This is a genomic window from Rhizobium sp. 268 (assembly GCF_036571585.1).
Classification (GTDB): domain Bacteria; phylum Pseudomonadota; class Alphaproteobacteria; order Rhizobiales; family Rhizobiaceae; genus Rhizobium; species Rhizobium redzepovicii.
Map to the genome: position 1 here is coordinate 149,513 of NZ_JAPPSO010000002.1, position 24,514 is coordinate 174,026.

General features: G+C 61.9%; 21 protein-coding genes and 1 pseudogene. 11 read left to right on the plus strand and 11 right to left on the minus strand.

The window, feature by feature from the left end; all coding sequences use genetic code 11:
* Positions 1-12: 12 nt before the first annotated feature.
* From OS035_RS04145 to OS035_RS04180, 8 genes are read left to right on the plus strand one after another with little or no spacing between them, the layout of a single operon-like run.
* Positions 13-1,551 carry a sugar ABC transporter ATP-binding protein gene (locus OS035_RS04145; protein WP_183779796.1) on the plus strand — a complete coding sequence of 513 codons (1,539 nt, stop codon included), beginning with the start codon at positions 13-15 and terminating at the stop codon, positions 1,549-1,551.
* Positions 1,552-1,579: 28 nt separating this feature from the next.
* A complete protein-coding gene (locus OS035_RS04150) occupies positions 1,580-2,572 on the plus strand; it encodes an ABC transporter permease (RefSeq protein ID WP_331813395.1) in 993 nt (330 codons plus the stop codon).
* A gap of 1 nt (position 2,573) precedes the next feature.
* Positions 2,574-3,578 carry a sugar-binding transcriptional regulator gene (locus OS035_RS04155; RefSeq protein ID WP_183779676.1) on the plus strand — a complete coding sequence of 335 codons (1,005 nt, stop codon included), beginning with the start codon at positions 2,574-2,576 and terminating at the stop codon, positions 3,576-3,578.
* Positions 3,575-4,570, plus strand: coding sequence for an aldo/keto reductase (locus OS035_RS04160; protein WP_183779679.1), 996 nt, complete (start codon positions 3,575-3,577; stop codon positions 4,568-4,570). Before OS035_RS04155 ends, OS035_RS04160 begins: the two co-directional genes overlap by 4 nt.
* Positions 4,571-4,582: 12 nt before the next feature.
* Positions 4,583-6,331, plus strand: coding sequence for a glycerol-3-phosphate dehydrogenase/oxidase (locus tag OS035_RS04165; protein WP_222148762.1), 1,749 nt, complete (start codon positions 4,583-4,585; stop codon positions 6,329-6,331).
* Positions 6,304-7,146 (plus strand): class I fructose-bisphosphate aldolase, encoded by an 843-nt coding sequence (locus tag OS035_RS04170; protein WP_183779684.1) that lies wholly within the window; start codon positions 6,304-6,306, stop codon positions 7,144-7,146. The genes OS035_RS04165 and OS035_RS04170 overlap by 28 nt, the downstream gene beginning before the upstream one ends.
* A 31-nt stretch (positions 7,147-7,177) precedes the next feature.
* The gene (locus tag OS035_RS04175; protein WP_097628023.1) at positions 7,178-8,707 is read left to right on the plus strand and encodes an FGGY-family carbohydrate kinase; all 1,530 of its coding nucleotides are present in this window, start codon (positions 7,178-7,180) and stop codon (positions 8,705-8,707) included.
* A complete protein-coding gene (locus OS035_RS04180) occupies positions 8,704-10,329 on the plus strand; it encodes a GMC family oxidoreductase (protein ID WP_165503870.1) in 1,626 nt (541 codons plus the stop codon). Before OS035_RS04175 ends, OS035_RS04180 begins: the two co-directional genes overlap by 4 nt.
* Positions 10,330-10,488: 159 nt before the next feature.
* Here the strand turns inward: OS035_RS04180 and OS035_RS04185 are convergent, their stop codons facing one another.
* Positions 10,489-10,692 (minus strand): cold-shock protein, encoded by a 204-nt coding sequence (locus OS035_RS04185; protein WP_003572688.1) that lies wholly within the window; start codon positions 10,690-10,692, stop codon positions 10,489-10,491.
* A 411-nt stretch (positions 10,693-11,103) separates the two neighbouring features.
* On the opposite strand from OS035_RS04185, the gene OS035_RS04190 reads away from it, so the two are divergent.
* The gene (locus OS035_RS04190) at positions 11,104-12,216 is read left to right on the plus strand and encodes a hypothetical protein (protein WP_179867147.1); all 1,113 of its coding nucleotides are present in this window, start codon (positions 11,104-11,106) and stop codon (positions 12,214-12,216) included.
* Positions 12,217-12,339: 123 nt separating this feature from the next.
* Here the strand turns inward: OS035_RS04190 and OS035_RS04195 are convergent.
* A pseudogene (locus tag OS035_RS04195) lies at positions 12,340-12,501 on the minus strand (ATP-binding protein); the annotation flags it as partial.
* 199 nt (positions 12,502-12,700) lie between these two features.
* On the opposite strand from OS035_RS04195, the gene OS035_RS04200 reads away from it, so the two are divergent.
* Complete coding sequence (locus OS035_RS04200; RefSeq protein WP_183854079.1) at positions 12,701-13,543, plus strand: alpha/beta fold hydrolase; 843 nt, start codon at positions 12,701-12,703, stop codon at positions 13,541-13,543.
* 32 nt (positions 13,544-13,575) lie between these two features.
* Here the strand turns inward: OS035_RS04200 and OS035_RS04205 are convergent, their stop codons facing one another.
* From OS035_RS04205 to OS035_RS04245, 9 genes are read right to left on the minus strand one after another with little or no spacing between them, the layout of a single operon-like run.
* A complete protein-coding gene (locus OS035_RS04205; RefSeq protein WP_097628020.1) occupies positions 13,576-14,319 on the minus strand; it encodes an ABC transporter ATP-binding protein in 744 nt (247 codons plus the stop codon).
* Complete coding sequence (locus OS035_RS04210; RefSeq protein ID WP_331813396.1) at positions 14,316-15,173, minus strand: ABC transporter ATP-binding protein; 858 nt, start codon at positions 15,171-15,173, stop codon at positions 14,316-14,318. Before OS035_RS04210 ends, OS035_RS04205 begins: the two co-directional genes overlap by 4 nt.
* Positions 15,170-16,102: an ABC transporter permease gene (locus tag OS035_RS04215; RefSeq protein WP_097628018.1), complete on the minus strand. Its 933-nt coding sequence runs from the start codon at positions 16,100-16,102 to the stop codon at positions 15,170-15,172. The genes OS035_RS04210 and OS035_RS04215 overlap by 4 nt, the downstream gene beginning before the upstream one ends.
* Positions 16,103-16,106: 4 nt before the next feature.
* Positions 16,107-17,201: an ABC transporter permease gene (locus OS035_RS04220; RefSeq protein ID WP_183854085.1), complete on the minus strand. Its 1,095-nt coding sequence runs from the start codon at positions 17,199-17,201 to the stop codon at positions 16,107-16,109.
* Positions 17,202-17,206: 5 nt separating this feature from the next.
* Positions 17,207-18,793: an ABC transporter substrate-binding protein gene (locus tag OS035_RS04225; RefSeq protein WP_097628016.1), complete on the minus strand. Its 1,587-nt coding sequence runs from the start codon at positions 18,791-18,793 to the stop codon at positions 17,207-17,209.
* Positions 18,794-18,837: 44 nt separating this feature from the next.
* A complete protein-coding gene (locus OS035_RS04230; protein ID WP_184378070.1) occupies positions 18,838-19,791 on the minus strand; it encodes a dihydrodipicolinate synthase family protein in 954 nt (317 codons plus the stop codon).
* Positions 19,792-19,810: 19 nt separating this feature from the next.
* The gene (locus tag OS035_RS04235) at positions 19,811-20,698 is read right to left on the minus strand and encodes an SMP-30/gluconolactonase/LRE family protein (protein WP_183854091.1); all 888 of its coding nucleotides are present in this window, start codon (positions 20,696-20,698) and stop codon (positions 19,811-19,813) included.
* A complete protein-coding gene (locus OS035_RS04240) occupies positions 20,695-21,525 on the minus strand; it encodes an NAD-dependent epimerase/dehydratase family protein (RefSeq protein ID WP_331813397.1) in 831 nt (276 codons plus the stop codon). Before OS035_RS04240 ends, OS035_RS04235 begins: the two co-directional genes overlap by 4 nt.
* 21 nt (positions 21,526-21,546) lie before the next feature.
* Complete coding sequence (locus OS035_RS04245) at positions 21,547-22,260, minus strand: FadR/GntR family transcriptional regulator (protein WP_097628012.1); 714 nt, start codon at positions 22,258-22,260, stop codon at positions 21,547-21,549.
* A gap of 293 nt (positions 22,261-22,553) precedes the next feature.
* Between OS035_RS04245 and OS035_RS04250 the strand changes: the two genes are divergently transcribed.
* Positions 22,554-24,491 (plus strand): ABC transporter substrate-binding protein, encoded by a 1,938-nt coding sequence (locus OS035_RS04250; protein WP_097628011.1) that lies wholly within the window; start codon positions 22,554-22,556, stop codon positions 24,489-24,491.
* Positions 24,492-24,514: the final 23 nt, after the last annotated feature.

Sequence of the window (24,514 nt, forward strand, 5' to 3'; positions counted from 1 at the left end):
GAGGAGACGATGATGGCGTCGATGCCGGTTCTGGAAATCCGCAATGTCAGCAAGCACTTCGGGGCGGTGAAGGCGTTGACGGATGTGAGCTTCAGCCTGGAGAAGGGCGAGGTTCATGCGCTTTGCGGCGAAAACGGCGCGGGCAAGTCGACGCTGATGAACATCATTGCCGGCGTGCAGCAGCCGACCGAAGGGGACGTTCTCGTCGATGGCGCGCCGGTAACGGTGACGTCGCCGGCCGTGGCGCAATCGCTCGGGCTTGGCCTCGTGCATCAGGAAATCGCGCTCTGCCCCGATGCGACGGTGGCCGAGAACATGTTCATGGCCGCGACCAACCGCCGCCGCTCCCCTTTCATGAATTATGGCCGGCTGGAGCGGGATGCGCAGGTCGTGATGAATCGTCTGGCGCCGATCGACGTGCGCCGCAAAGTCGGCGACCTGTCGATTTCCAGTCAGCAGCTTGTCGAGATCGCCAAGGCGCTGACGCTCGATTGCCGGGTGCTGATCTTCGACGAACCGACGGCTGCTTTGACGGAATCGGAGACGCAGGTCCTGTTCGGAATCATCCGCGACCTCAAGGCGCAGGGTATTTCGATCATCTATATCAGCCACCGCATGGCCGAAATCTTCAGCCTGTGCGACCGGGTCACCGTGTTTCGCGATGGCCGTTATGTCTCGACGGAGAAGGTGGCGGACTTGACGCCGGATGATGTGGTGCGCCGCATGGTCGGGCGCGAGATCACCCAGCTCTATCCGGAAAAGCAGGCGCTGGCGGAGCGGACCGATGAGATCATCTTGAGCGTCCGCGATCTCGGCGACGGCAGCCGCTTCACGGATGTGAGCTTCGACCTGCGCAAGGGTGAAATTCTCGGCGTCGGCGGGCTGATCGGCTCGGGGCGCACGGAGATAGCTGAAGGTATTTGCGGATTGCGGCCTGTAACCGGCGGCGAGGTGCAACTGCATGGACAGCGGCTGCGGGCGCGGTCCTATGCGCAGGCAGCGCAGGCGGGTGTCGTCTACCTGTCGGAAGACCGGAAAGGCTCCGGCATTTTCCTTGATCTTTCCATCGCCCAGAACATTGCCGTTCTCGATTTGAAATCGCTGACCGGACCGCTGGGACTGTTGGATTCCAAGGCCGAGGCGGATCGTGCCCACAACCTGGCCCGGCGGCTCGGCGTACGGATGGGTGGCATCGATATGCCGGTCTCGTCGCTGTCGGGCGGAAACCAGCAGAAGGTGGCGATTGCCAAGCAGTTGGCGGTCGATCCCAAGGTCATTCTGATGGATGAGCCGACCCGTGGCATCGATGTCGGCGCCAAATCGGAAATCCACCGGCTGCTGCGCGATCTCGCGCGCTCCGGCATCGGCATCGTCGTCATCTCGTCGGAACTGCCGGAGCTTCTCGGCCTGTGCGATCGGGTGCTGGTCATCCACGAGGGCACGGTCGCAGGCGAGGTCGAGGGCGAGGCGATGACGGAGGAAACGATCATGCGGCTCGCCTCCGGTATCGGCGGTCACAACAATTCAAAGGCATCAGAGCATGCCGCGTAGGGAAAAAGCAGGGGCAGGAGACAGGGTCATGGCGGACGCTACACTGGCAACGGCACATCAGGCACGCGCGCCCGGCTGGAAACGGCTGGGAACGATGCGCGAGGCGGGGTTGATTGCGATCATCCTGGCGCTCTGCATCGTCATGAGTTTTGCCTCGCCGCATTTCCTGACGCTCGGCAACTTCCGGGCGATGCTGATGTCGTTCTCGGTGGAAGGGATCGTCGTCGTCGGCATGACCATCCTGTTGATTGTCGGCGGCATCGACCTGTCGGTCGGCTCGGTCGTTTGCTTCTCGATGGTGCTGTCGGGCTCGCTGTTCCTGATGGGGCTCGATCCATGGAGCGCATCCCTGATCGGGATCATTGCCAGCGGCCTGATCGGCTGTGTCATGGGCTTCTTTGTCACGGTCGTCGGTCTCAACCACTTCATCACCTCGCTTGCGGCGATGGTCATCGTGCGTGGTATCTGCCTGATCATCACCAAGGGTACGCCGCTGTCGCTCTTCACCTTGCCGCCCTCGTTCAAGGCGGTGGGGCAGGGCACAGTCTATGGCGTCCCCTATGTGATCCTGATTTTTGTCGCGGTCGTCGTGCTGTTCGATTTCCTGCTGCGCCGGGCAACCGCCTTCCGCAAGGTGTTCTACACCGGCAGCAACGAGAAGGCGGCGCTCTATTCCGGTATCAAGACCAACCAGGTGAAGTTCTGGGTGACGGTGCTCTGCGCCACGCTGTCCGGCGTTGCCGGGGTGATCTACATGTCCCGCTTCGGTGCCGCGACCCCGACCTTTGGTGTCGGCATGGAGCTCAACATCATCGCCGCCGCGGTGATCGGCGGTGCGTCGCTGAATGGCGGTTCCTGCACGATCCTTGGGGCTATTCTCGGTATTGCCCTGCTGTCAGTCGTAACAAGCTCATTGATCTTGCTTGACGTGTCCGTCTATTGGCAAGACATGATCAAAGGCTGCATTCTGCTTGCCGCCGTCTCGATCGACCATTTCCTGCACAAGCGGAAGGCTGCCTGATATGCCGATAGCCAAGCTCAAACCCGCAAATGCGCCGCGCGAGGAAATCGTCATCGCCCGGCAGATGCACCAGGCTCTGGTCCTGCATTTTCTCGAGGGGCTGACACAGGCGCAGATTGCCGATCAGCTGGGCATCTCGCACGCCACCGTCAACCGCCTGATCAAGCGCGGCCGCCAGCTCGGTCTGGTCGAGATCAAGATCAAGTCGCCGGTCGAGCCGCTGGTCGATATGGAAGAACGGCTACGAGCGCTTGGCGGCATCGGCCGTGCTGTGGTGGTGCCGACCGTGTCCGACAATCCGCAGACGGCGCTTCAGGCCGTTGGCGAAGCGGCAGCAAGGTTGCTGGTGGAAGAGATCATCGACGGCGATACGATCTGCATCACCGGCGGCAAAGGGGTGAGCGCCGTCGTCGCCGGTCTGCAGCCGCCGCGACGATTCAATGTCGAGGTCATTCCAGCAACCGGCTGCGTGCAGGGTAAACATTATACTGACGTCAATCATGTCTCGACCTTGATGGCCGACCGGCTTGGGGGACGTTCCTACCAGATCCACGCGCCCCTCTTTGCCGACGATGCCGAGCAGCGGGCGATGCTGATCAACATGCGTTCCGTCGCAGACGTTTTCAAACGGGCGCGCGAGGCGAAAGTGGCGGTGGTCGGCATCGGCTCGATTCTGTCGGACGATTCGAGCTACTACGACCTGCATCCCTCCTCAAGCACCGACCGCGCCGCGATCGAGCGGTCCGGCGCCTCCTGCGAATTGCTGGCGCATCTGCTCGATGATCATGGCCAAGTCTGCGACTATAGCCTCAACCGTTCGCTGGTGTCGCTGACGCTGCCGGAATTCGCCTCGATCCCCACCAAGATCGGTGTGGCGAGCGGGCCGAACAAGGCAGGCCCGATCCTCAGCGTTCTCAGGGGCAATCATCTCGATACGCTGGTGACCGATGAGGCGACGGGTGCGCGGGTGCTGGCACTGGCGAATGGCGAAGGAAAATGGGCATGAGCGGACAGCAATTGACACGTGAGATCGGCAAATCGGGCGTTTCCGCCTCGGCGGTGGGACTGGGCACCTGGGCGATCGGCGGCTGGATGTGGGGCGGGACCGATGAAGCCGAATCCATCGCCGCGATCCAGGCATCGCTCGATGCCGGCGTGACGCTGATCGATACGGCGCCCGCCTATGGGCTTGGACGTTCCGAGGAGATCGTCGGCAAGGCGCTGACCGGGCGCCGCGACAAGGCAGTCATCGCCACCAAATGCGGCCTTGTCTGGCATACGCAGAAGGGTCGTCATTTCTTCGATCAAGACGGCAAGCCGGTGCACCGTTATCTCGGCCGCGACGCCATCCTGCATGAGGTCGAGGAAAGTCTGAGGCGGCTTGGAACCGATTATATCGACCTCTACATCACTCATTGGCAAGATCCGACGACCCCGATCGAGGAAACGATGCGGGCGCTGGAAGACCTGCGCACATCGGGCAAGATCCGGGCGATCGGCGCAAGCAATGTCAGCCCCGACGAACTCAATGCCTATATTGCTGCTGGTGGTCTCGATGCGATCCAGGAGCGGTTCAGCATGATCGACCGGGAGATCGAGGCGGAGCTTCTGCCGCTGACCAAGGCCAACAGCATTGCGACGCTGAGCTACTCGTCGCTGGCGTTGGGGTTGCTGTCCGGCACCATCGGTCCGGACCGGGTGTTCTCAGGCGACGACCAGCGCAAGGATAATCCGCGCTTTTCAGTCGACAATCGCCAGAAGGCAACGGCGCTGGCCGACGACATCCGGCCGGTCGCCGAAAAACACGGCGCCAGCATCGCCCAGATCGTGATTGCCTGGACGCTGGCGCAGCCGGGCGTCACCTTTGCACTTTGCGGGGCGCGCAATCCGGCGCAAGCGCTCGACAATGCGCGAGCCGGGACCATCCGGCTGGATTCGGCCGATCTTGCGGCCATCGATACGGCCATAGCGGCGAAACTGACTGACATGGACAGGTAGCGGATCGCCATCATGAAACGGGAAGAGATATTGGACGGGCTCCGCCAGAGCCCGAAGGTGGACGTGTGCGTCATTGGCGGCGGCATCAACGGCATCAGTGTCTTTCGCGAGTTGTCGCTGCAGGGGCTGAACGTGCTGCTCGTCGAGAAACACGACTATTGCTCAGGGGCCAGTTCGGCGCTGTCGCGCATGGTCCATGGTGGGCTTCGCTATCTTGAAAATGGCGAATTCAAGCTGGTGCAGGAATCGCTGGTCGAGCGGGATCGGCTGCTGCGCAATGCGCCACACTACGTAGCGCCGCTGCCGACGACGGTGCCGGTGTTCGATATATTTTCCGGCCTCGGCAATGGCATCGTCCGCTTCCTGGGCCTCAGCCGCCGCCCGAGCCGGCGTGGCGCCGTCGCCATCAAGGCAGGCCTGAGCATCTATGACTTCCTGACCCGCAAGCGGGCGCTGATGCCGCGCCACCAGTTTCGCGACCGGCGCACGACGCTTGCCAAGTGGCCGGCGCTCAATCCCGACATCAAGAGTTCCGCCACCTATTTCGACGCCTGGGTCAGCCATCCGGAGCGGCTGGGCATCGAGCTTCTGCAGGATGGTCTTTCAGCAAAATTCGGGGCGATGGCGCTGAATTACGCGGAACTGCATCGGACAGAGGATGGCCAATATCGGGTCGAGGACCTGATCGGCGGGGCTTCCATTAGCGTCGAACCGGTGCTGATCATCAACGCCACCGGCGGCTGGATAGACATCGCCAATCAGACCCTGTTTTCGCCAGAAACACGGCCGGCGCCGCTGATGGGCGGTACCAAGGGCTCGCATCTGGTCGTCGACAATGCGGACCTGCGCGACGCACTCGCGGATCACATGATCTACTATGAAAACGAGGACGGGCGGATCTGCATCCTGTTTCCCTATCTTGGCAAGGTTCTCGTCGGTTCGACCGATATCCGCGTCGACGATCCGGAAACGGTGCGCTGCGAGGCGGACGAGCGGGATTATATCCTGCAATCGCTCGCCTTCGTGCTGCCTGATATCACCGTCCGGCCGGAACAGATCGTTTTCCAGTTTTCCGGCGTGCGGCCGCTGCCGGCCAGCACTGACAGCTTTACCGGCCGCATCCCGCGCGATCATTTCTGCACGGTCGTGGAGCCGAAGGATGGTGGCCCACCGGTTCTGTGCATGATCGGCGGCAAGTGGACGACATTCCGATCCTTCGGGGAACTGGCGGCCGACATGGCTCTGGAAAGGCTGGGCAGGCGGCGCCGCATTGCGACAACCGATCGACCGATCGGCGGCGGGCGGGCATTTCCCGCCAGCGCGGCCGCCTGGCTGACGCAGATGGCGGCCAGCAAGGGCCTTTCCGGCCGGCGCATGGCTGAGCTGTTTGCCCGATATGGCACGGATGCCGAGGCGGTTGGCGACTTCATCGCGGCCGGCCCCGATGCAGTGCTGCCGCACGCCGCCTACTCGATGCGCGAAGTGCAGTTCCTGATCCGCGAGGAAGCGGTGGAACATCTCGACGACCTGCTTTTGCGGCGCACGACGCTGGCCGTTTCAGGCGAGCTTACGCTCGACATGATGGATGCCGCACTCGACCTGTTGGCGCAGGAAAAGCGCTGGACGCTCGCGCATCGCGCCCGTGAGCGCGACCGTTTTCTCACCCTTCTCAACCAACGCCACGGCGTCGACGAAGACATGCTTTCCGCAAGGAACGAACCAAGGAGCACAGAATGCGACACAACAGCAAAGTCCGGATGAACCGGCTGTTCGGCGGCGGCCGCTGCCTCGATGTGGCGATCGATCACGGCGTCTGCAACGAACCATCCTTCCTCAACGGGCTGGAGGACATTCAGGCCGTCGTCAAGGCGCTGGTTTCTGCAGGGCCGGACGCGATCCAGATGAATTACGGCCAGGCCGACCTGCTGCAGCATGTGCCCGGCAAGGACAAGCCGACGCTGGTCATGCGCATCGACATGGGCAATCCCTATAACCGGATCCGCCACCGCGACATGTGGGCGGTGCTGCAGAACGAGGCCGAACCATTGATCGGCGCGATCGAGATGGATGCAGCCTGCGTCGTCGTCAACCTGTTCATGCTGCCGGACGAGCCGGACCTTTTCCGCCAGTGCGTTGAGAATATTTCCCGCGTCCGGGCCGATTGCGACAAGTATGGCATGCCGCTGATGATCGAGCCGTTGGTGATGCAGCCGGTGACGGAAAAGGGCGGCTACATGGTCGACGGCGATGCCGACAAGATCGTGACGTTGACGCGGCTCGCCCGTGAGATGGGTGCGGATATCGTCAAAGCGGACCCAACCACCAATGCCGAGGATTTCCACAGAGTGGTGGAAGCAGCCCGTTGCCCGGTTCTGGTGCGCGGCGGCGGCAAGGAGGATCTTCGTGCCGTCTTCGACAAATCCGCGGCCTTGATGCGGCAGGGTGCAATGGGCATGGTCTATGGCCGCAACATCTATCAGCACGCCAATCCGAGTGCCGTGGTGCGCGGGCTGATGGCGATCGTGCACGAGGACGCGAGCGGCGACCAGGCCTTTGCGCTCTATCAGCAGGGCTGAGCAGCGATTTCGAATCTCGGGAGGGTTCTGCATGGGAGAGTATCTTTTGGGGCTCGACGCCGGAAACACCGTTATCAAGGCGGTGATTTTTGACCGCCACGGCAACGAGATCGCGGCTGCGTCCGAAGAAGGACACAGCCGCATGCCGAGCCCGGGGCATGTCGAGCGAGGGTTGGACGAACTCTGGACAAATGCACGGCAGGTCATCCGCGCCTGCATCGAAAAGGCAGAGATCCAGCCGGAGGAAATCGCCGCGATCGGTTGCGCCGGGCATGGCAACGGTCTTTATGCGCTTGATCGCGACGGCGCTCCGCTCATCGGCATCCAGTCGCTCGACACGCGGGCGGCCGGGTTGGTCGATGAATGGCGAGAAGCCGGTGTTGGTGACCGGACCTATCCGATTGCCCGCCAGCGTCCGTGGCCATCCCAGACGCCGACATTGCTTGCCTGGCTGAAGCGTCACCGGCCGGATCTGTTCAACCGCATCGGTACGGTGTTCTTCTCCAAGGATTTCGTCGTCAACCGCCTGACCGGCCAGCGTGTCAGCGAAGTGTCCGACATGTCGGGGGCCGGTCTGCTGGATCTTGCCGCGCGCCGCTACGACAAGGCGCTGATGGAGGCCTATGGACTGGACGATTGCATGGACCTCCTGCCGCCGCTCATCGAAAGCGCCGACATTGCCGGTACGGTAACGGAAGAGGTGGCGGGGCAAACCGGGCTCGCCGCTGGTACACCGGTGGCCGGCGGACTGTTCGACGTCGTCGCCTCGGCGCTCGGCTCGGGCGTTGCACGCACCGGCAGCGCCTCGATCATTGCCGGCACCTGGAGCATCAACCAAGTCATCATCGACAGCCCCGACCTCGGCGGGCCAGTCTTCATGTCCTCGACCTTCGATCGCAGCCGCTACATGGCGATGGAGAACAGCGCCACCTCGGCTGCCAATCTCGAATGGCTGGTGCGGGAGTTCTTCGAAGGCGAGCATGCTGAAGGCGTTTCGCCCTTTGATGCCTGCTGCGCGCTGGCCGGGGCGATCGAGCCCACGACAGACGATCCGATCTACCATCCATATCTCTATGGCGCCCAGCAGGACGGCCACGCGCGCGCCGGCTTCTACGGTCTTGCCGGTTGGCACACCAAGGGACATCTCGTTCGCGCGCTTCTCGAAGGTGTCGCCTTCGGTCATCGCCAGCACATCGAGACGATCCGAAAGGCGGGCGCGGTCTTCAACGAAGCCGTGCTGTCCGGCGGCGGCTCGCGCAGCCTGATCTGGCCGCAGATCTTCGCCGATGTGCTCGGCGTTCCGGTCAGCGTTGCCCGCTCGCGTGAAACCGGTGCGCTGGGAGCGGCGATTGCGGCCGGAACCGGCGTCGGTGTCTTCGCGGACTTCGGCGCTGGTGCTGCGGCCATGGTTCGGGCAGAGCGGAATTATCGTCCGGATGTCTCGCTCGAGGCGCACTATGCGCGGCGTTACGCTCTCTATCAGGATATCGCCGAAGCGATGGCACCGCTCTGGCGGCGTCTGACAGCGGTCCCGCCGGCGGCAGCGGGGGCGGCGGCATGAACATGCGTATGAATGATGCAGCCATTGATGCGGGAAGCTACGACTTCATCATCGTCGGCGCCGGATCGGCGGGATGCGTTCTGGCCAACCGGCTGTCGATCGATCCGAAAAACCGCGTCCTGCTGCTCGAAGCCGGCGGCAGCGACCGGTATCATTGGGTGCATGTGCCGATCGGCTATCTCTACTGCATGGGCAATCCACGCACCGATTGGATGATGAGGACGGCGGCGGAGGCAGGACTGAACGGCCGATCACTGCCTTATCCGCGAGGAAAAGTGCTGGGAGGCTGCTCGTCGATCAACGGCATGATCTACATGCGTGGCCAGGCGGCCGATTACGACGGCTGGCGGCAGGCGGGTAATTCCGGCTGGGGCTGGGACGACGTGCTGCCCTATTTCCTCAAATCCGAGGACAACTATCGTGGCCAGTCGCGGATGCACGGGGCAGGCGGCGAATGGCGGGTGGAAAAGCAGCGGCTTTCCTGGCCGATCCTCGATGCCTTTCGCGATGCAGCTGAAGAACTCGGTATCCCGAAGACCGACGATTTCAACGATGGCGACAATGAAGGCTCAGGCTATTTCGAGGTCAACCAGCGCGGGGGCCTGCGCTGGAACACGACGAAGGCCTTTCTGCGCCCGGCGATGAAGCGGCTCAATCTGCGTGTGCTGACCGGCGCCGAAACCGAGCGGCTGGAATTCGACGGCAGAATGGTGACCGGCGTGCGGTTCCGGCTAAACGGGCAGAATCATCTGGCTCGCGCCGGTCGCGAGGTCATCCTGTCTGCCGGTGCGATCAATTCGCCGAAAATCCTGGAGCTTTCCGGGGTCGGTCGCCCGGATGTGTTGTCCGCCGCCGGGCTTGATGTCACCCATGAACTTCCGGGTGTCGGCGAAAACCTGCAGGACCATCTGCAAATCCGTACGGTCTTCCGCATCGAGGGCGCAAAGACGCTGAACCAGCTCTATCACAACCTGTTGACCCGGGCGGGCATGGGGCTTGAATATATGCTGCGCCGCTCCGGGCCGCTGTCTATGGCGCCGAGCCAGCTTGGCATCTTTGCCAAGAGCGATCCGGCCGTTGCGACCGCCGACCTCGAATATCACGTGCAGCCCCTGAGCACCGACCGACTGGGCGAGCCGCTGCACAAATATCCCGCCGTCACCGTCTCCGTCTGCAATCTGCGGCCGGAAAGCCGAGGCACCGTGCATGTCGGCGGCCCGGATTTTACCGTGGCGCCGGACATCCGCCCGAATTATCTTTCGACCGTTGGCGACCGGATCGTGGCAACGAAATCGATTCGGCATGCGCGCCGGCTGATGGAGGCCGGCGCCATCGCTAGGTACCGGCCGCAGGAGATGCTGCCGGGCAGGCAATACCAGAGTGACGAGGATCTGATTCGCCGCGCCGGCGATATCGCCACAACGATCTTCCATCCGGTCGGCACCTGTAAAATGGGCAGCGACACGATGGCGGTGGTTGATTCGCAATTGCGGGTGCATGGGCTGGCGAAGCTGCGGGTCGTCGATGCCTCGATCATGCCGACCATCATCTCGGGCAACACCAATTCGCCGGTGATCATGATTGCTGAGAAGGCGGCCGAAAGCATTTTATCGGAGGCGTAGATAGCGCCTCGCGTCGGCCTGACGTGGATGCGTGAAGCATTCCTGCCGTCCCGGTACCCCAAAACGACACGCACAGACCTCGATTACCGTCGTCGCGGCCTATGGCGTTGCGACGAGCCCAACCCGCTCAACGCGGGTTGGGTAATCTTCGACTTTGAATCAGAGGGTTGAGACGTTCTCAGCCTTCGATTTTCCGGTCTTGCGATCCTGTCCGACGTCGAAGCTGACCTTGTCGCCTTCGCGTAGCGACCCGCCGCGCTGCAGAGCAGACACGTGCACGAACACGTCCTGTCCGCCATCCTCGGGGGTGATAAAGCCGAAGCCCTTGTCGTCATTGAAGAATTTAACCGTACCTGTCGGCATGAGATAACTATTCCTTGTGTCATTCGTCGATTTGCGAAAGCGAAACTATACCGCCGCCGCTCCTCTATCAACCTTCATACCGGTGACGCAACTTTAAAGGCGAAGAGGCAACAGTTTTGGCGAGGTCAATCCGGCTCTCGGCAAACCGATCGCCTGACGATCGCTCGGTTTTCATCGTCTCGATGCTGCGTCCGGAGGCATCAGTGAAATATGTATCTCGTGTCGCTCGCGTTATCGACAGGACCAACGCGGGATTGCCGCCTGCGCGTGTAGAAAAGCATTGCCGATCGCCCGCAACAGGTTGTAGATCGGTATCACACAATGGGATTGTGCAAGCCGGTCTGGATGACGCCAACTCCGCTCGTTGGTCATCGGCCGCTTTGAAGCTTTACCGGCGCGCTGCGCTGTCACATGAGGGGTCCGACGCCGTTGTCTTCGCTTGTTCTCCCCAGCCGCCCGCTCTCACTGGCGCGCAACGTCATCTCCACGCCGAACGCTTACTTCTGGTCAACGCCCATTATCCTGGCATTGGCCGTCTTTCTCTTCGTCTCGGAAGCACCCGGTGTGATCCGCGATTTCCAGATCAGCCAGAATCCCTTGGTGCTTGAGAACGGTGACGTGCAAAACGGGAAATGCACGACACGCAAGGCAGTCTTCACCGACTGCGAGGCACACCTTGTCTACAGCTACGGCGGACGAAACTACGACACCGAGGTCGAGGTCATGTTCGTCGATTTCCATACCGGCGATTATGAAACCGATCTTGTGATTTCCGTCGACCATCCGGAACTCGCGACAATGAGCCTGGGTCTGGACATGCTCTGGAACAGGATCATCACGCTCACGCTGTTCGTGGTCCTGCTTGGCGGCATGAGCCTGGGCATGATTTTTCTTGGTATCCGCATTTGGCGGGTCAAGGGTCAATTGCGCCGGCCTGCCAGGCTGATCCCCGTCCCCGTCGAGATCAGTGCATTTGACCGCAAGCGCGGGGTCCTTTCCATCACCTACAATGACAAGATCGCCGCTGACAAAACGGGACGATCGGCTTACACGCGGATGAAGAGCGGACAGGAGCCGCTGATCGTCGGTGAAGCCAATGGCAAGGCGATCGGAATGGCCGTCAGGCACGGCAATACGGCCCTGCCGGTGCTTCTGGACAATCGTCTGCAGCGGGTCGAGCTCACGGATGCCGAGCGCGCCGCGGCTCTCGCACCTCTGGGGCATCAGCAAGACGGCGATCAGGCTGCGCCGGTGTTGATCGAAGAACCCAAAAAGACGGTGTCGATCTTGAGGCGGCTGCAGCTTTTCTTCGGCACTTTGCTTCTGATCGTCGTCGGTGTGGTCGGCTTCTGGCTTTGGTACGTCACGAGCTCGCCGACGCAATTCCAATCGCCTGGCATGGACATCAACAACCTCATGCCGGCGCCGTTGAACGAGTGGGGATGCGAGCAGCTGAAGAAGCGGTTTGGCCAAGATCGTGCGCCGTTTGGTTGCACCGCCGCTGATTACACGAGCTGGAAATAGCCGCGCCCTATTGTTTGATCGGAACGCCTGGAGGCCGACCCGGCCTAAAATCATCCTGTTCTACATTAAGGACTTAGAGCATGATGTCGTCCGAAAACCGCTCACACTTTTCGGCATCATGCTTGACAGTCGGTCGACGACCTCCTCGACCAGCCGGCTCTTGCCGCCGCCTGCTTCCGCTCCGAGGAGAATGGAGCGTTGCCGACCGCCGGAGACGTCCCGGAACGCGGATTCCATCGCATCGAGTTCTGCTGCACGGCCTGAGAACAAGGACTTTTGAGGGATGTCGACACAAAGTCCTCCGATAGGTGAAGTTTAAGATTAGCAGAGATGGAGACGTAGTCATCCCATGTGTGTTTTGAACCCGCCCTAGGCAAAATGCCTGATGCGGCACACCTGCCTTAGCCCCATCATGGGTTATGGCTGCTGATATCAGGACCCAAGCCTTCGCCGCTTCACCCGATACACGTATAGGACGCTCCAAGTGACTGAACGCAATATCAAGTTTGATGACGTCGAGATCGCCACACAGGCCTTTGGCGACCCGGCGCATGAGCCGATCCTGTTGATTATGGGCGCGATGGCGTCGATGCTGTGGTGGCCGGACGGGTTCTGCCAGAAGCTCGCCGCTCTAAAATATTATGTCATTCGCTATGACAATCGAGACACTGGCCGTTCGACGATCTACGAGCCGGGGGAACCGCCTTACACCATGGACGACATGGCTGCGGACGCCGTCAGGGTACTGGATGGCTACGGCATTGACCGCGTCAATCTGATCGGCATGTCACTGGGCGGCACGATTGCCCAGATCGCAGCGCTCTCCTATCCCGAACGCGTCAAGACGCTGACGCTGATGTCCACCACGCCAATAGGCATTGATACTAGCGGGCTGCCGCATACCACTGACGCCTACATGGCGCACGCCGCGACGGGTGACGCCATCGACTGGACAGACAATGCCCAGGTGATCGAATTTCTTGTCAGAGACACCCGGATGATCGCCGGGGTGGCGCACACCTATGACGAAGGGCGGGCGCGCGCCTTTGTCGAACGGGATGTCAGGCGGGCGAAGAACTTCGTCAGTGCCACAAATCATTTCATGTTGAGGGGCGGGCAGGCCTTGAAAGGAAAATTGGCGGAACTGGCCGCGTCCCTCCTCGTCATACACGGAACGGCCGACCCGATTTATCCGGTTGAGCACGGCGAACTGCTGGCAAGAACCGTCCGGGGCGCGAAGCTTGTCCGCCTCGAAGGTGGCGGCCACGAAATTCATCCCAACGATTGGGAAGAGATCATTTTCGCCATCGACGCCCACTTGCGGTGACCCGCGAAGCGGCAGGGCGTACCGATCGACGGCTACACCCTCCCGTACATCCGGCTCGCCCGCAGCAAGCGTTGCGAATAGGGATGTTCGACGGCGCCTCGGCGCAGGGCCTCGATATCGACCTGTTCGACGATCTCGCCGGCTTCCATGATGGCGACGCGGCTGCACATATGGGAGACGACGGCGAGGTCGTGGCTGACAAGGAGGTAGGTGAGGCCGCGCTCGGCGCGCAGATCCTGCAGCAGATTGAGGATCTCGGCCTGGACAGAGACATCGAGCGCCGATGTCGGTTCGTCGAGAAGCAGGACGTCAGGGTTCAGCATCAGGGCGCGGGCGATCGCCACACGCTGGCGCTGCCCGCCGGAAAGCTGATGCGGAAATCGGTAGCTCAGCGCCGGATCGAGGCCGACCGATCTGAGTACCGCGTTGACGTCGACGGAATTCGTCTCCAGCCCCTGGTTGCGCAGCGGTTCTTTCAGTTGCGAGCGGATGGTCTTGCGGGGATGGAGCGATCCGTAGGGGTCCTGAAACACCATCTGCACCCGGCGATAGAACGGCCGGCTGCGCTGCCGGTCCAGCGTCTCGCCCTGGAGTTCGATGTTGCCATCATAATTGGCGTTGAGGCCGGAGAGGGCCCGGAGAACCGTGGACTTGCCGCAGCCGGACTCGCCGACCAGGCCGAACGCCGTCCCCCTCTCGACCGTGAGGTTCACATCTCTGACAACGGGCCGCTGGCCGTGTCCGAAACGGATAGTAAGGTTGTCGATCCGGATCATGGCCGCACCTCCATTGCGAGGTCGTCAAGCCAGGTCGGGTCGCGTTTCAGGATGGGCAGCCGGGCAGGAGGATTCTCGATCGTCGGCAAGGATGCCAGCAGCCCCTGCGTATAAGGGTGTTTCGCCTTGTCGAGATCGCGCGCCTCCAGCACCTCCACGACACGGCCGGCATACATGATGAGGACGCGGTCGCAGAAATTGCGGATCAGATTGAGGTCGTGGCTGACGAAGATCAGGCCGAGATTGCGGCGTGAGACGAGTTCGTCGAGCAGCGCCAGGATTTCGAGCCTGACCGTGACGTCGAGCGCCGAGGTCGGCTCGTCGGCGATCAGCACTTCGGGTTCGGCGATCAGCATCATGGCGATCATCACGCGCTGGCCCATCCCGCCCGATATTTCGTGCGGATAAAGACGGGCGACGCGCTCGGGATCGCGGATTTGGACGGCTTCGAGCATGTCGAGCGCCTGTTGATAGGTCTGCTTCGCGCCCGCCTTCGGATGATGGAAACGGTAGGTCTCGGCGATCTGTTCCCCGATGCGCATGACCGGATTGAGCGAATATTTCGGGTCCTGCAGGATCAGCCCGATCCGCCGCCCCCGGATCGTCATCATCTTTCGTTCGTCGGCCTTGAGGAGGTCGACGTCGCGAAAGGCCATCCGCTCGGCGCGGACGATCGCGGTCGGCGGCAGCAGCTTCATGATCGCCCGGCCGACGGTGGATTTGCCCGATCCGGATTCGCCGACGATGCCGAGTTTTTCCTGCCCGAGCGCAAAGCTCACGCCGCGCACCGCGCGCATGTGGCCGCCGCCATAGGCGATATCGAGGTTTTGAATGTCGATGAGCGGCTCTGTCATTCCGAACCTCTCGGGTCGAGCACGTCGCGCAGCGCATCGCCGACGAGATTGAAGGCGAGGCTGACGAGTGCGATGGCGATGCCGGGCGCGGCGATCACCCAAGGGCTATCGAGCATGAACTCACGACCGCTGGCGGCCATCGAGCCCCATTCCGGCCAGGGCGGTTGCGCGCCGAGGCCGAGGAAGCCAAGACCGGCGGCAGTGATGATGATGCCGGCCATATTGAGGGTGACGCGGACGATCACCGAGGGAATGCACATCGGCAGGATGTGGCGGGTGATGATCGCAAGCGATGTCGCGCCCTGCAGGCGCACGGCGGCGATATAATCCGCTTTGCGCAGGCTGAGCGTTTCGGCGCGCGCCAGCCGCGCGATCGGCGGCCAGGCCGTCAGCGAAATGGCGATGATCGCATTGGTGATCCCGGGGCCGAGGGCGGCGGCAAAACCGAGCGCCAGCACCAGTCCGGGGAAGGAGAGGAAGATATCGGTGATGCGCATCAGGATCTCATCGACAATGCCGCCGAAATAGCCGGAGACCGTGCCGATCAGCAGGCCGAGCGGTGCGACGATGATCGTCACCAGCATGATGATGTAAAGCGTGGTGCGGGCGCCGTAGATCACCCGCGCAAAGACGTCGCGGCCGAAATTGTCGGTGCCGAGAAGATGGGCGGCCGAGGGCGGCGCGAGTCGCCCGGCCATATCCTGCACGATCGGATCGTAGCTGGTGAGCAAGGGGGCGGCCGTCGCCACGACGATCAGCAGCACGATGATGAAGAGGCCGGCCAGCCCAAGCGGGTGCAGGCTGAATTTCAGCCAGCCCTGATGGATTTGCTGCGCCGACGACTGGAACCAGCCCTGAGGCTCATCTGCCCGCAACCAACTGCGAAAGCCGAGGGTGTGGGCGTCTGCGTCTTCTGAGGAGATCGTCATGGCGTCACCGTGTTCTCGGATCAAGGATGCGGTAGAGCACATCCGACAGGATGTTGATCGTCAGGAAGACGGCGCCGATCGTCAGAACCGAACCCATGACGACGTTCATATCGTTCATCTGTAGCCCGCGGGTGAGATACTGGCCGAGCCCCGGCCAGCCGAAAACCGTCTCGATCAGCACCGCGCCTTCGAGCAGCCCGCCGAAGGTCAGTGCCAGGATCGTCAGCAGCTGCACGCGGATGTTCCGGAAGGCGTGCCGCCAGACGACCTTGCGGGTGCCGAGCCCCTTGGCCCGGGCGGTGATGATGTATTCCTGGCTCAACTGCTCCAGCATGAAGCTTCGCGACATGCGGCTGATATAGGCGACGGAGTAATAACCGAGGATCGCCGCCGGCAGGATGATGTGGCCAAGCGCGTTGTAAAACACGTCCCATTGCTGCTGTATCGCTGCGTCTATCAGCAGAAAGCCCGTCATGGGGGTGACGAGGCCCTCATAGAAGACGTCGATGCGGCCCGATGCGCCGACCAGCTTGAGCTTGGCGTAGAAAAGGAAGAGCGCCATCAGCCCGGTCCAGAAGATCGGGATGGAGTGGCCGGCAAGCGCAACGATCCGGGCGATGTGATCGATGATGGTTCCGCGCCTGACGGCAGCCGTGACGCCCAAGGGAATGCCGATAATGGCGCCGATGATCATGGCGATGATCGCAAGCTCGATGGTGGCGGGAAAGATCGTCATCAGATCGGTGAGGATCGGCTGGCCCGTCGTCGCCGACGTGCCGAGATTGCCTGTGGCGATCTTTCCGACATAGGAGAGGAACTGCATCCAGATCGGCTGTCCGAGCCCCAGCTCGTTATAAACCCGATCATAGACCTCCTTGCTGACCTCCGGCCCGGTGATAGCAAGCACCGGGTCGGCAGGCAGCAGGCGCCCCATCGAAAAGGTCAGGAAAAGCAGACCGAGCAGCGTGGTCACAACAGCCACCACGCGTCCCGCCAGGCGCCGCAGCAAGCTCATCAACGGGTGCGGGGCCGCATCGGCGAACCCGCCCGCTTGAGAGCGACGGCCTTCCTGCTTCGATGTCAGATCGGCGCTCGCCACGCGCTCTACTCCTTGGTCACGTCATGCCAGCGCGTCGACCACGTCGTGTGCCCGTGATAATTCTTGACGTTGGCGCGCATGACGTAAGGGTCGGTTCGCTGGAAGAAGATGACGAGCGGAGCGGCCATGCCGGCATAGATGCCGTCCATCTTCTTGAACATATCCGTGCGCTTGGCCGTATCGCGCTCTTTCATCGACTGATCGATGAGGGTGTTGAGATCGTCCACCTTCATACCTGTGCGCCAGAGATAATAGCTGCCGAGGCGCGCTTCGTCGCTATTGTCAGGGTTGAAGGCATATTGTGTGGCGACGGCGAAGGGATCCGGCAGGCGGGCGCCGGAATTGCCGAGCAGCACTTCGAACTTGCGTTCGCGGAAGGCGGGCGTGAACTCGCCGGGCACCAGATCGAGATCGAGGCCGGCAGCCCGCGCGCTCGCCTGCAGCGCTTCGGCGAAGGGCAAGGTCGCTGCCCCCGACGGATTGAGCACTTTCTTCAAGCCGTTCGGATATCCGGCCTCCGCCAGCAGCTGCTTGGCTTTAGCGGGATCGTAATCATAGCGGGCGGCAGCCTCATCGGGCGCGCCGATCATGCCGCGCGGGATCATCGACTGCCAGGGAAAGCCCGTATAGCGCATGATGTTGCCGGAGATCGCCTTCCAGTCGAAGGCGTGCTGGAAGGCCTCGCGAACCTTCGGCTTCTGCAGATCCGGGTCTTTCTGATTGAGGGCGATATAATAGAAGCCAAGACCCGGGACATTGTCGATGACCATATCCTTGTTGGTGGACAGCGCATCGAGATCGCCGCTTGCCACATACTGGCCGACATCGACGTCGCCGGCTTCGAGCTGCAGCCTGAGGTTGCCGGATTCCGGGATGTGGCGGGCGACGACGCGGGCCATGGCGGGCTTGCCGCCCCAGTATTTCGGCTGAGCATTGAAGATCGCCACGTCGTTCGGCCGCCATTGCGCCAGGCTGAACGGACCGCTGCCGGCGGAATTGGCCGAAAGCCAGGCGCCGCCGAAATCGCCATTCGCCTCATGCGACAGCACCGTCTTCTTGTCGACGATGCCGATCGACGAGCCGGCCAGCGAATAGAGCACCAGATCGGTATTCACCGACTGCGGCAGTTCGATCTCGAGCGTATGCTCGTCCTTTGCCCGAACGAGTTTTTCGACGTTATCGGGCTTGAAGCCCCAGAGCGCCACGTCAGTCGAGCCGACCTGGCCCATCTTGATGACGCGCTGGATCGACCAGGCCGCATCCTCGGCGGTCACCTTGTTGCCGCTCTGGAAGACGGCGTCGTCGCGCAGGGTGAGCGTGATGATCTTGCCGTCGTCTGAGACGCTCCATTGCGTCGCAAGCATCGGCTTCAGCGTCTTGAGATCGTCCGGCGACAGCTGCACCAGATTGTCGTAGAGGTTCGAGATCAGCTCGGAAACGGTGCGGGCATTGTTCTGGGCCGGATCGAGCGTGCGGATGCCGGTGAGATTGGTGCCTATGACCAGCATATTGGGCGGCGAGGCAGCCCAGGCAGGCTGCGTCGTTATCAGGGCGCCGGTAATTGCGATCGTTGTCAGTAGCTGTTTCAGCATCTCTAGACCTCCCAATCCTGTTGTTTGCAGAAATAATGTCGAACTCAGCCGGCCGCCTTGGCAGGCTGCTGCCGGTCCGGATCAGTTTGAATGCTGCCCTCGGCCTCCCAGCCTCGTAGCAGCCGATGAAGTTCCTCGCGATCATGCTGGTCGAGCAGCGGCAACCCCGGCACGCGCACGGGGCCGACATTGAGGCCGGAATAGGTGACCGCCTCTTTCACGACGGTCACATTGGCGCCGTTGCGGAATTTGGTTCGCATCCGCTCGAACGGCTCGAGCTTGTTGACGATCGCCCGTGCCGCGGCAAAGTCGCCTTTTTCGAGCGCGGCGTGGACGGCAAGCGAAAGCTGCGGCGCAACGTTGACGAGGCCCGACGTGAAGCCGCGCGCGCCGGCGGCGGTGAATGTCGGCGCCCAGCTCTCCGCCAGGCCGCAGACGAACAGGGCACCATCGGGATCGGCCGCCGGAATCGCGCGCGACAAGAGCATCAGATCGGTCGTGGCAAACTTGATGCCGGCGATATTGCCGTGGTTGGCGAGGCGGACGATATCGTCGACACCAAAACCCTCGGCCCTGACATAGGCGACGAGCGGCAGAGTGGACGCATCGGCAAGATTGCAGAAATAGCCAATCTGGGCCGAAGGTGCTGCGAAAGGATCGACGGGCTGATGCGACATGACGGCGGTTGCGCCGATCGCCGACGCATCCCTCGCCATGCCGATCGCCTCGCGCAGCGACCGGCCGATCGCCGCCGTCACCGGCGCGCGGCCGTCGACGCCTGATACCGCCGCTTCGTGGACGATCCGGATTTCCTGCGGCGTCAGCGCGTAGAATTCCCCGGTATTGCCGGCAGCGACGATGTTGTGAATGCCCGCGGCCGCCACCCGCGCATAGACCTTGGCCGTAATCCGCGTTTGGACTTCGCCTTTGCTGTCATAGGCCGTGACGGGAACACCCGAAACGCCCGTGAGCGCCTTGCGCATGATCGCGATGCTCATTTTTCTTCCCCGTTCGCTTTCAAGATAATTGGTTGCCGAAGCGGAAGGGCGGCAGCCCTTCTGCATCCACGTCGAAGGCGATGACCGTGCCCGCCTCGAAACGTCCGGTGCGGTCCGTCGACAGGCTGGTGACGAAGAGGGTGCTGAGATCAGGTCCCCCGAAACACGGCATGGTCGGTGCCGGGACCGGCAGAATGTAGATCTCGACGATTTCACCTTCGCTCGATATGCGGTTGAGGCGGCCGGCGGAGACGCCGGCGCTCCAGTAAAACCCGTCGCGATCAGTCGTCGCCCCGTCCGGCCGCCCCTCATCTTCTGTGAAGCTGCGAAGGCGACGTCCTTCACCGAGACTGCTCGTCTCGGCATCGAAGTCGAATGCTTGCAGGAAACATTGCCGGCTGTCGGAGTGATACATCCGCCGGCCGTCCGGCGACCAGGCGAGGCCATTGGAGCTCGTCAGTCTCGTTGCAACCGTCCGCGTGCTGCCATCGGCGCCGACGCGGTAAAGAGCGGCCTCTTCGATCTGCGGCTTGGCTTCGCTGATCGAGCCGACCCAGAAATGCCCGTCCGGACCGACCTTTCCATCATTGAGTCGGCCGATCATCTCGCGCCCGACCGGGTCGCATAGAAATTCGATATCGCGGGAGGCCGGATCGAAGAGATGGACGCCCGTCTGGAGGCCGACGACAATCCTATGATCGCGGCAAAGCCCGAGGCTGCCGACCGCCGCTGGCATGTCGAAGCGGTCGATCTTTCCCGAAGCCGAGAGCCGCACGACGGCCGGAGCCAGAATGTCGACGAACCACAGCGTGCCGGTCTCGTCGTCCCATACCGGCGATTCACCGACCGTCAGCGGTTGCTCGATCACGGAACGGACTTGCGGGTGGATGATCCGAGGCGCCGTCATTCGGCCGCCTCCAGGCTTTTTGCCAAACCTTCGGCGTTACGCATGCGGATGGTGCCATCGTGGTTGATTTCACAGAATCCGCCACCCTGGAACGCAAGCGCGACAGGCCCTTCGGCTCCCTGTTCGATGCGGGCGTGATCGCGCGGCCGGTCTTCCGGTTGGTAGCCGAGCCTCCTCGCCAGATCGTTGTCCCACCATTTCTCGTCGGTATCGGAAACACCGTAAACCACCGTCGCGGCGATCAACGGATGAGTGAGCCCGATCCGCACCAACTGCGCCAGATCCCGCGCGCTGATCCAGATCGCAATCGATCGCTCGCTGTTGGGGTAGGTCCCGGCATTGCCGATGCGAATGGAAAGGGAGCGAATGCCTGACGTGTCGTAGTAAAGCCCGGCCACCAGTTCGCCCCAGCATTTGGAAAGTCCGTAGGGGCTGTCGGGACGCATCGGATCGAGCGGCGATATGATTTCGCCGCGGGGATAGAAGCCGGTCGCATGGTTGCTGGAGGCGTAGACCACCCGCTCGACCTTGTTGATCCGGGCAGCTTCGTAGAGATTGTAGGTTCCAAGCACATTCGCGTGCAGAATGGCGTTCATGTCGGTGCCGCTGGCGATACCCGCGAGATGAACGACGCCGTTGATATCCTTCAGCGCAGCCTTAGTCTCGTCGAGCTTTGTAAGGTCGGCCCTGACGAAGGTCTCGTTGTCGCCAAGCCCGGTGGGCTCCTGCAGATCGATCAGGCTGACGTGCCCGAAATGTGCGCGGAGGAGCGGGCGCAGCAGCGTTCCGACTCGTCCGGCAGCCCCCGTCATAGCGATCCGTTTCATCGTTCTTCCTCCCATTCTCGCTCAAACGCCCTGGAACATGCGGGCGCGAGCATTCAATATGTGTTTCTTCATCGCATCGTGCGCTTCGGTTTCCCGGCGTGCGAAGATCGCCTCCACGATCACCGCATGCTCGTCCTGGACGCTGCGGATCTGCTCCAGCGTGCGCTTCAGGCTCAGGCTTCGTGTAACGGAATGCCCGATGGCGAAATGCGGCCTGAACCATTCGCGCACGGTGATATGGAACTGGTTGCCGGTCGCCATGGCGATGGCATCATGCAGAACCTGATCCTCCTCGGCGCCGAGCTCTCCGTTGCGCAGGCATTGCTCGATCGAAAGAAGCGCTGCCGTTATCCTCTCCTTGTCGGCGGGCTGCCAGTTTCGCGCGGCGAGCTCCGCCGCCTCGGCTTCGAGGCCTGCGCGGAATTCGAAAAACCGCTGGACATCGGCGAGCGATCCGACCGGCACCATTTTCAGCATCGACGAATCCGGTCTTTGCCGGACATAGGAGCCGGAGCCCTTGCGGGAAACGACCAGGCCATCAGCTCTCAAGCGCTCGAGTGCCTCGCGCACGACGGGCCTCGAAGCGCCGAAATCGGCGGCGAGCTTCGTCTCCGACGGCAACCGTTCGTTCACCGGAAAATTGCCGTCGGCGATCATCCCCACGATCTTCTCGTAGATGATGTCGCTGAAGCGCGTCGCGCCTCGGTTCGGAACGGCGTCGGCCGCGAATGTCATTATCGTCCTTTTCTCTGAACGTCAGGCAGTTGTCCGCCAACGACATTTCAATGCGATGCACAGATTCTGACAGATTGGCGTCTTTTGTGCGCTCCAGCCTAGGTTTTAAGGCGTGTAATTCAAGCTTTCATGCTGCATCGCTACAAAATTTGTAATTATCTGTCAACTCTTGTAATCATTTGGGAACGTGTCTATGGTTCCGTCCGGGCGCCGAGGAGGGCGCAGCGGCAGGTCGGGAGCCCGCCGCATCAGCCGGCTCAAAAGTTGCGCCGGCATAGAAAGGGAGGAACTCGATGCCTAATGAAATTCTGTCGCGCGGCGTTACCCGCCGCGCCGTGCTTGGCGGCATGGCCGGTGCAGCGGCGCTGTCCATCGCGGGCCGCGCTTTCGCCGCAGGCGGCGAGGCGCCCGCACTTGCACAACTTGTGAAAGATGGAAAACTGCCGCCGCTCGCCGAGCGCCTGCCGAAGAAGCCGATGGTGGTCAAGCCGTTCGAAAAAGTCGGCACCTATGGCGGCTCTCTGCGCCGCGGCCTTCGCGGTTCATCCGACCATAACGGCATTCTGCGCATGGTCGGCAACCAGAGCCTCGTGCGCTGGAACCTCGAATTTACCGCTGTGGAGCCGAACCTCGCCGAGCGCTGGGAAGTCAGCGACGACGCGACGCAATTCACCTTCCATCTGATCGAAGGCGTGCGCTGGTCGGACGGTCATCCCTTTACCGCCGATGACGTCGTTTTCGCGATCGAAGACTGCGTCAAAAACACCGAGCTCTACAGCGCGACACCGGCGCAGCTTGCTGTCGCCGGCAAGCCGGTAACCGTCGAGAAGGTCGACGATTATACGGTCAGGTTCACCTTTGCGGCGGCCAACGCCCTTTACCTGGAAAACCTCGCCACGCCGCTTGGTCAGCATCCGACGCTCTTTCCGAAGCACTACTGCAGCCAGTTCCTGCCGAAATATAATCCCAATATCGAGGCCGATGCGAAGAAAGCCGGCGTCACCAGCTGGACGGAGCTGTTCCGCAGCCGCTGCGGCGACATCGAGATTCCGACGCGATGGGGCAATGTCGACAAGCCGACGCTCGATCCATGGGTGGTCAAGGAGCCCTATGTCGGTGGCGCCACCCGCGTCGTGATGACCCGGAATCCTTATTTCTGGCAGGTCGATACCGAGGGCAATCAGCTTCCCTATATCGATGAGATCAACTTCGGCATCTCGCAGGACGTCGAATCGCTGATGCTGAACGTCATCTCGGGCAAGATCGACATCCAGGAGCGCCATATCAGCGTGCTTGCCAACAAGCCGACGCTGTCCCAGAACATGCAGAAGGGCGATTATCGTCTGCTGACGCTCGTGCCTTCAGCCTCGCAGCAGTGCCAGATCTACTTCAACATCACCCACAAAGATCCTGCCATGCGCAAGATGTTTGCGGATAAATCGTTCCGGCAGGCGCTATCGATCGGCATCAATCGTCCGGAGCTTATCGATATCGTCTATTTCGGACAGAGCGAGCCTTACCAGGCCGGACCGCGTCCGACCCATCCCTGGTACAACGAGAAATACGCGCGCCAGTTCACCGAATTTGACGCCGACAAGGCAGGCGCGATGCTCGATCAGGCCGGCTACAAGAAGGGCGGCGACGGTTTCCGCCTCCGGCCGGACGGCCAGAAGGTGTTTTTCTCGATCGACGTCATTCCGACGCTCTATCCCGACCTCGTCGACGCACTCGAGCTGGTCAAGACGCATTGGGCCCAGATCGGCATCGACATGAAGGTCAACACCATCGAACGGGCGCTTTATTACACCCGCGGCGACGACAATGCCCACGATGCGCAGGTATGGCCGGGCCCCGGCGGTCTCGATCCGATGCTCGATCCGCGCGATTTCTTCGCCTTCCATCCGCAAGGCTCGCGTTACGCCATTCCGTGGACGCTGTGGTACACCTCCAACGGTGCACGCGGCGAAGAACCGCCGGAGAGCCAGAAGAAGCGCATGAAGCTTTTCGACGAGGCGCGTTCGACGGCCGATCTCGACAAGCGCGGTGCGGTCATGAAGCAGATCTTCGATATCGCCGCGGAGGAATTCGAGACCGTCGGGCTTTGCCTTGCCGTCGGTGGCTTCGGCATCATCCGCAACAACCTGCGCAATGTTCCCGAAAAGGAGCCGGACAGCTGGTCCTGGCCCAATCCGGGGCCCGCGCTGCCGCAGCAGTTCACCTTCACGAGCTGATTTGGATCTCCGGCGCCGTGCCT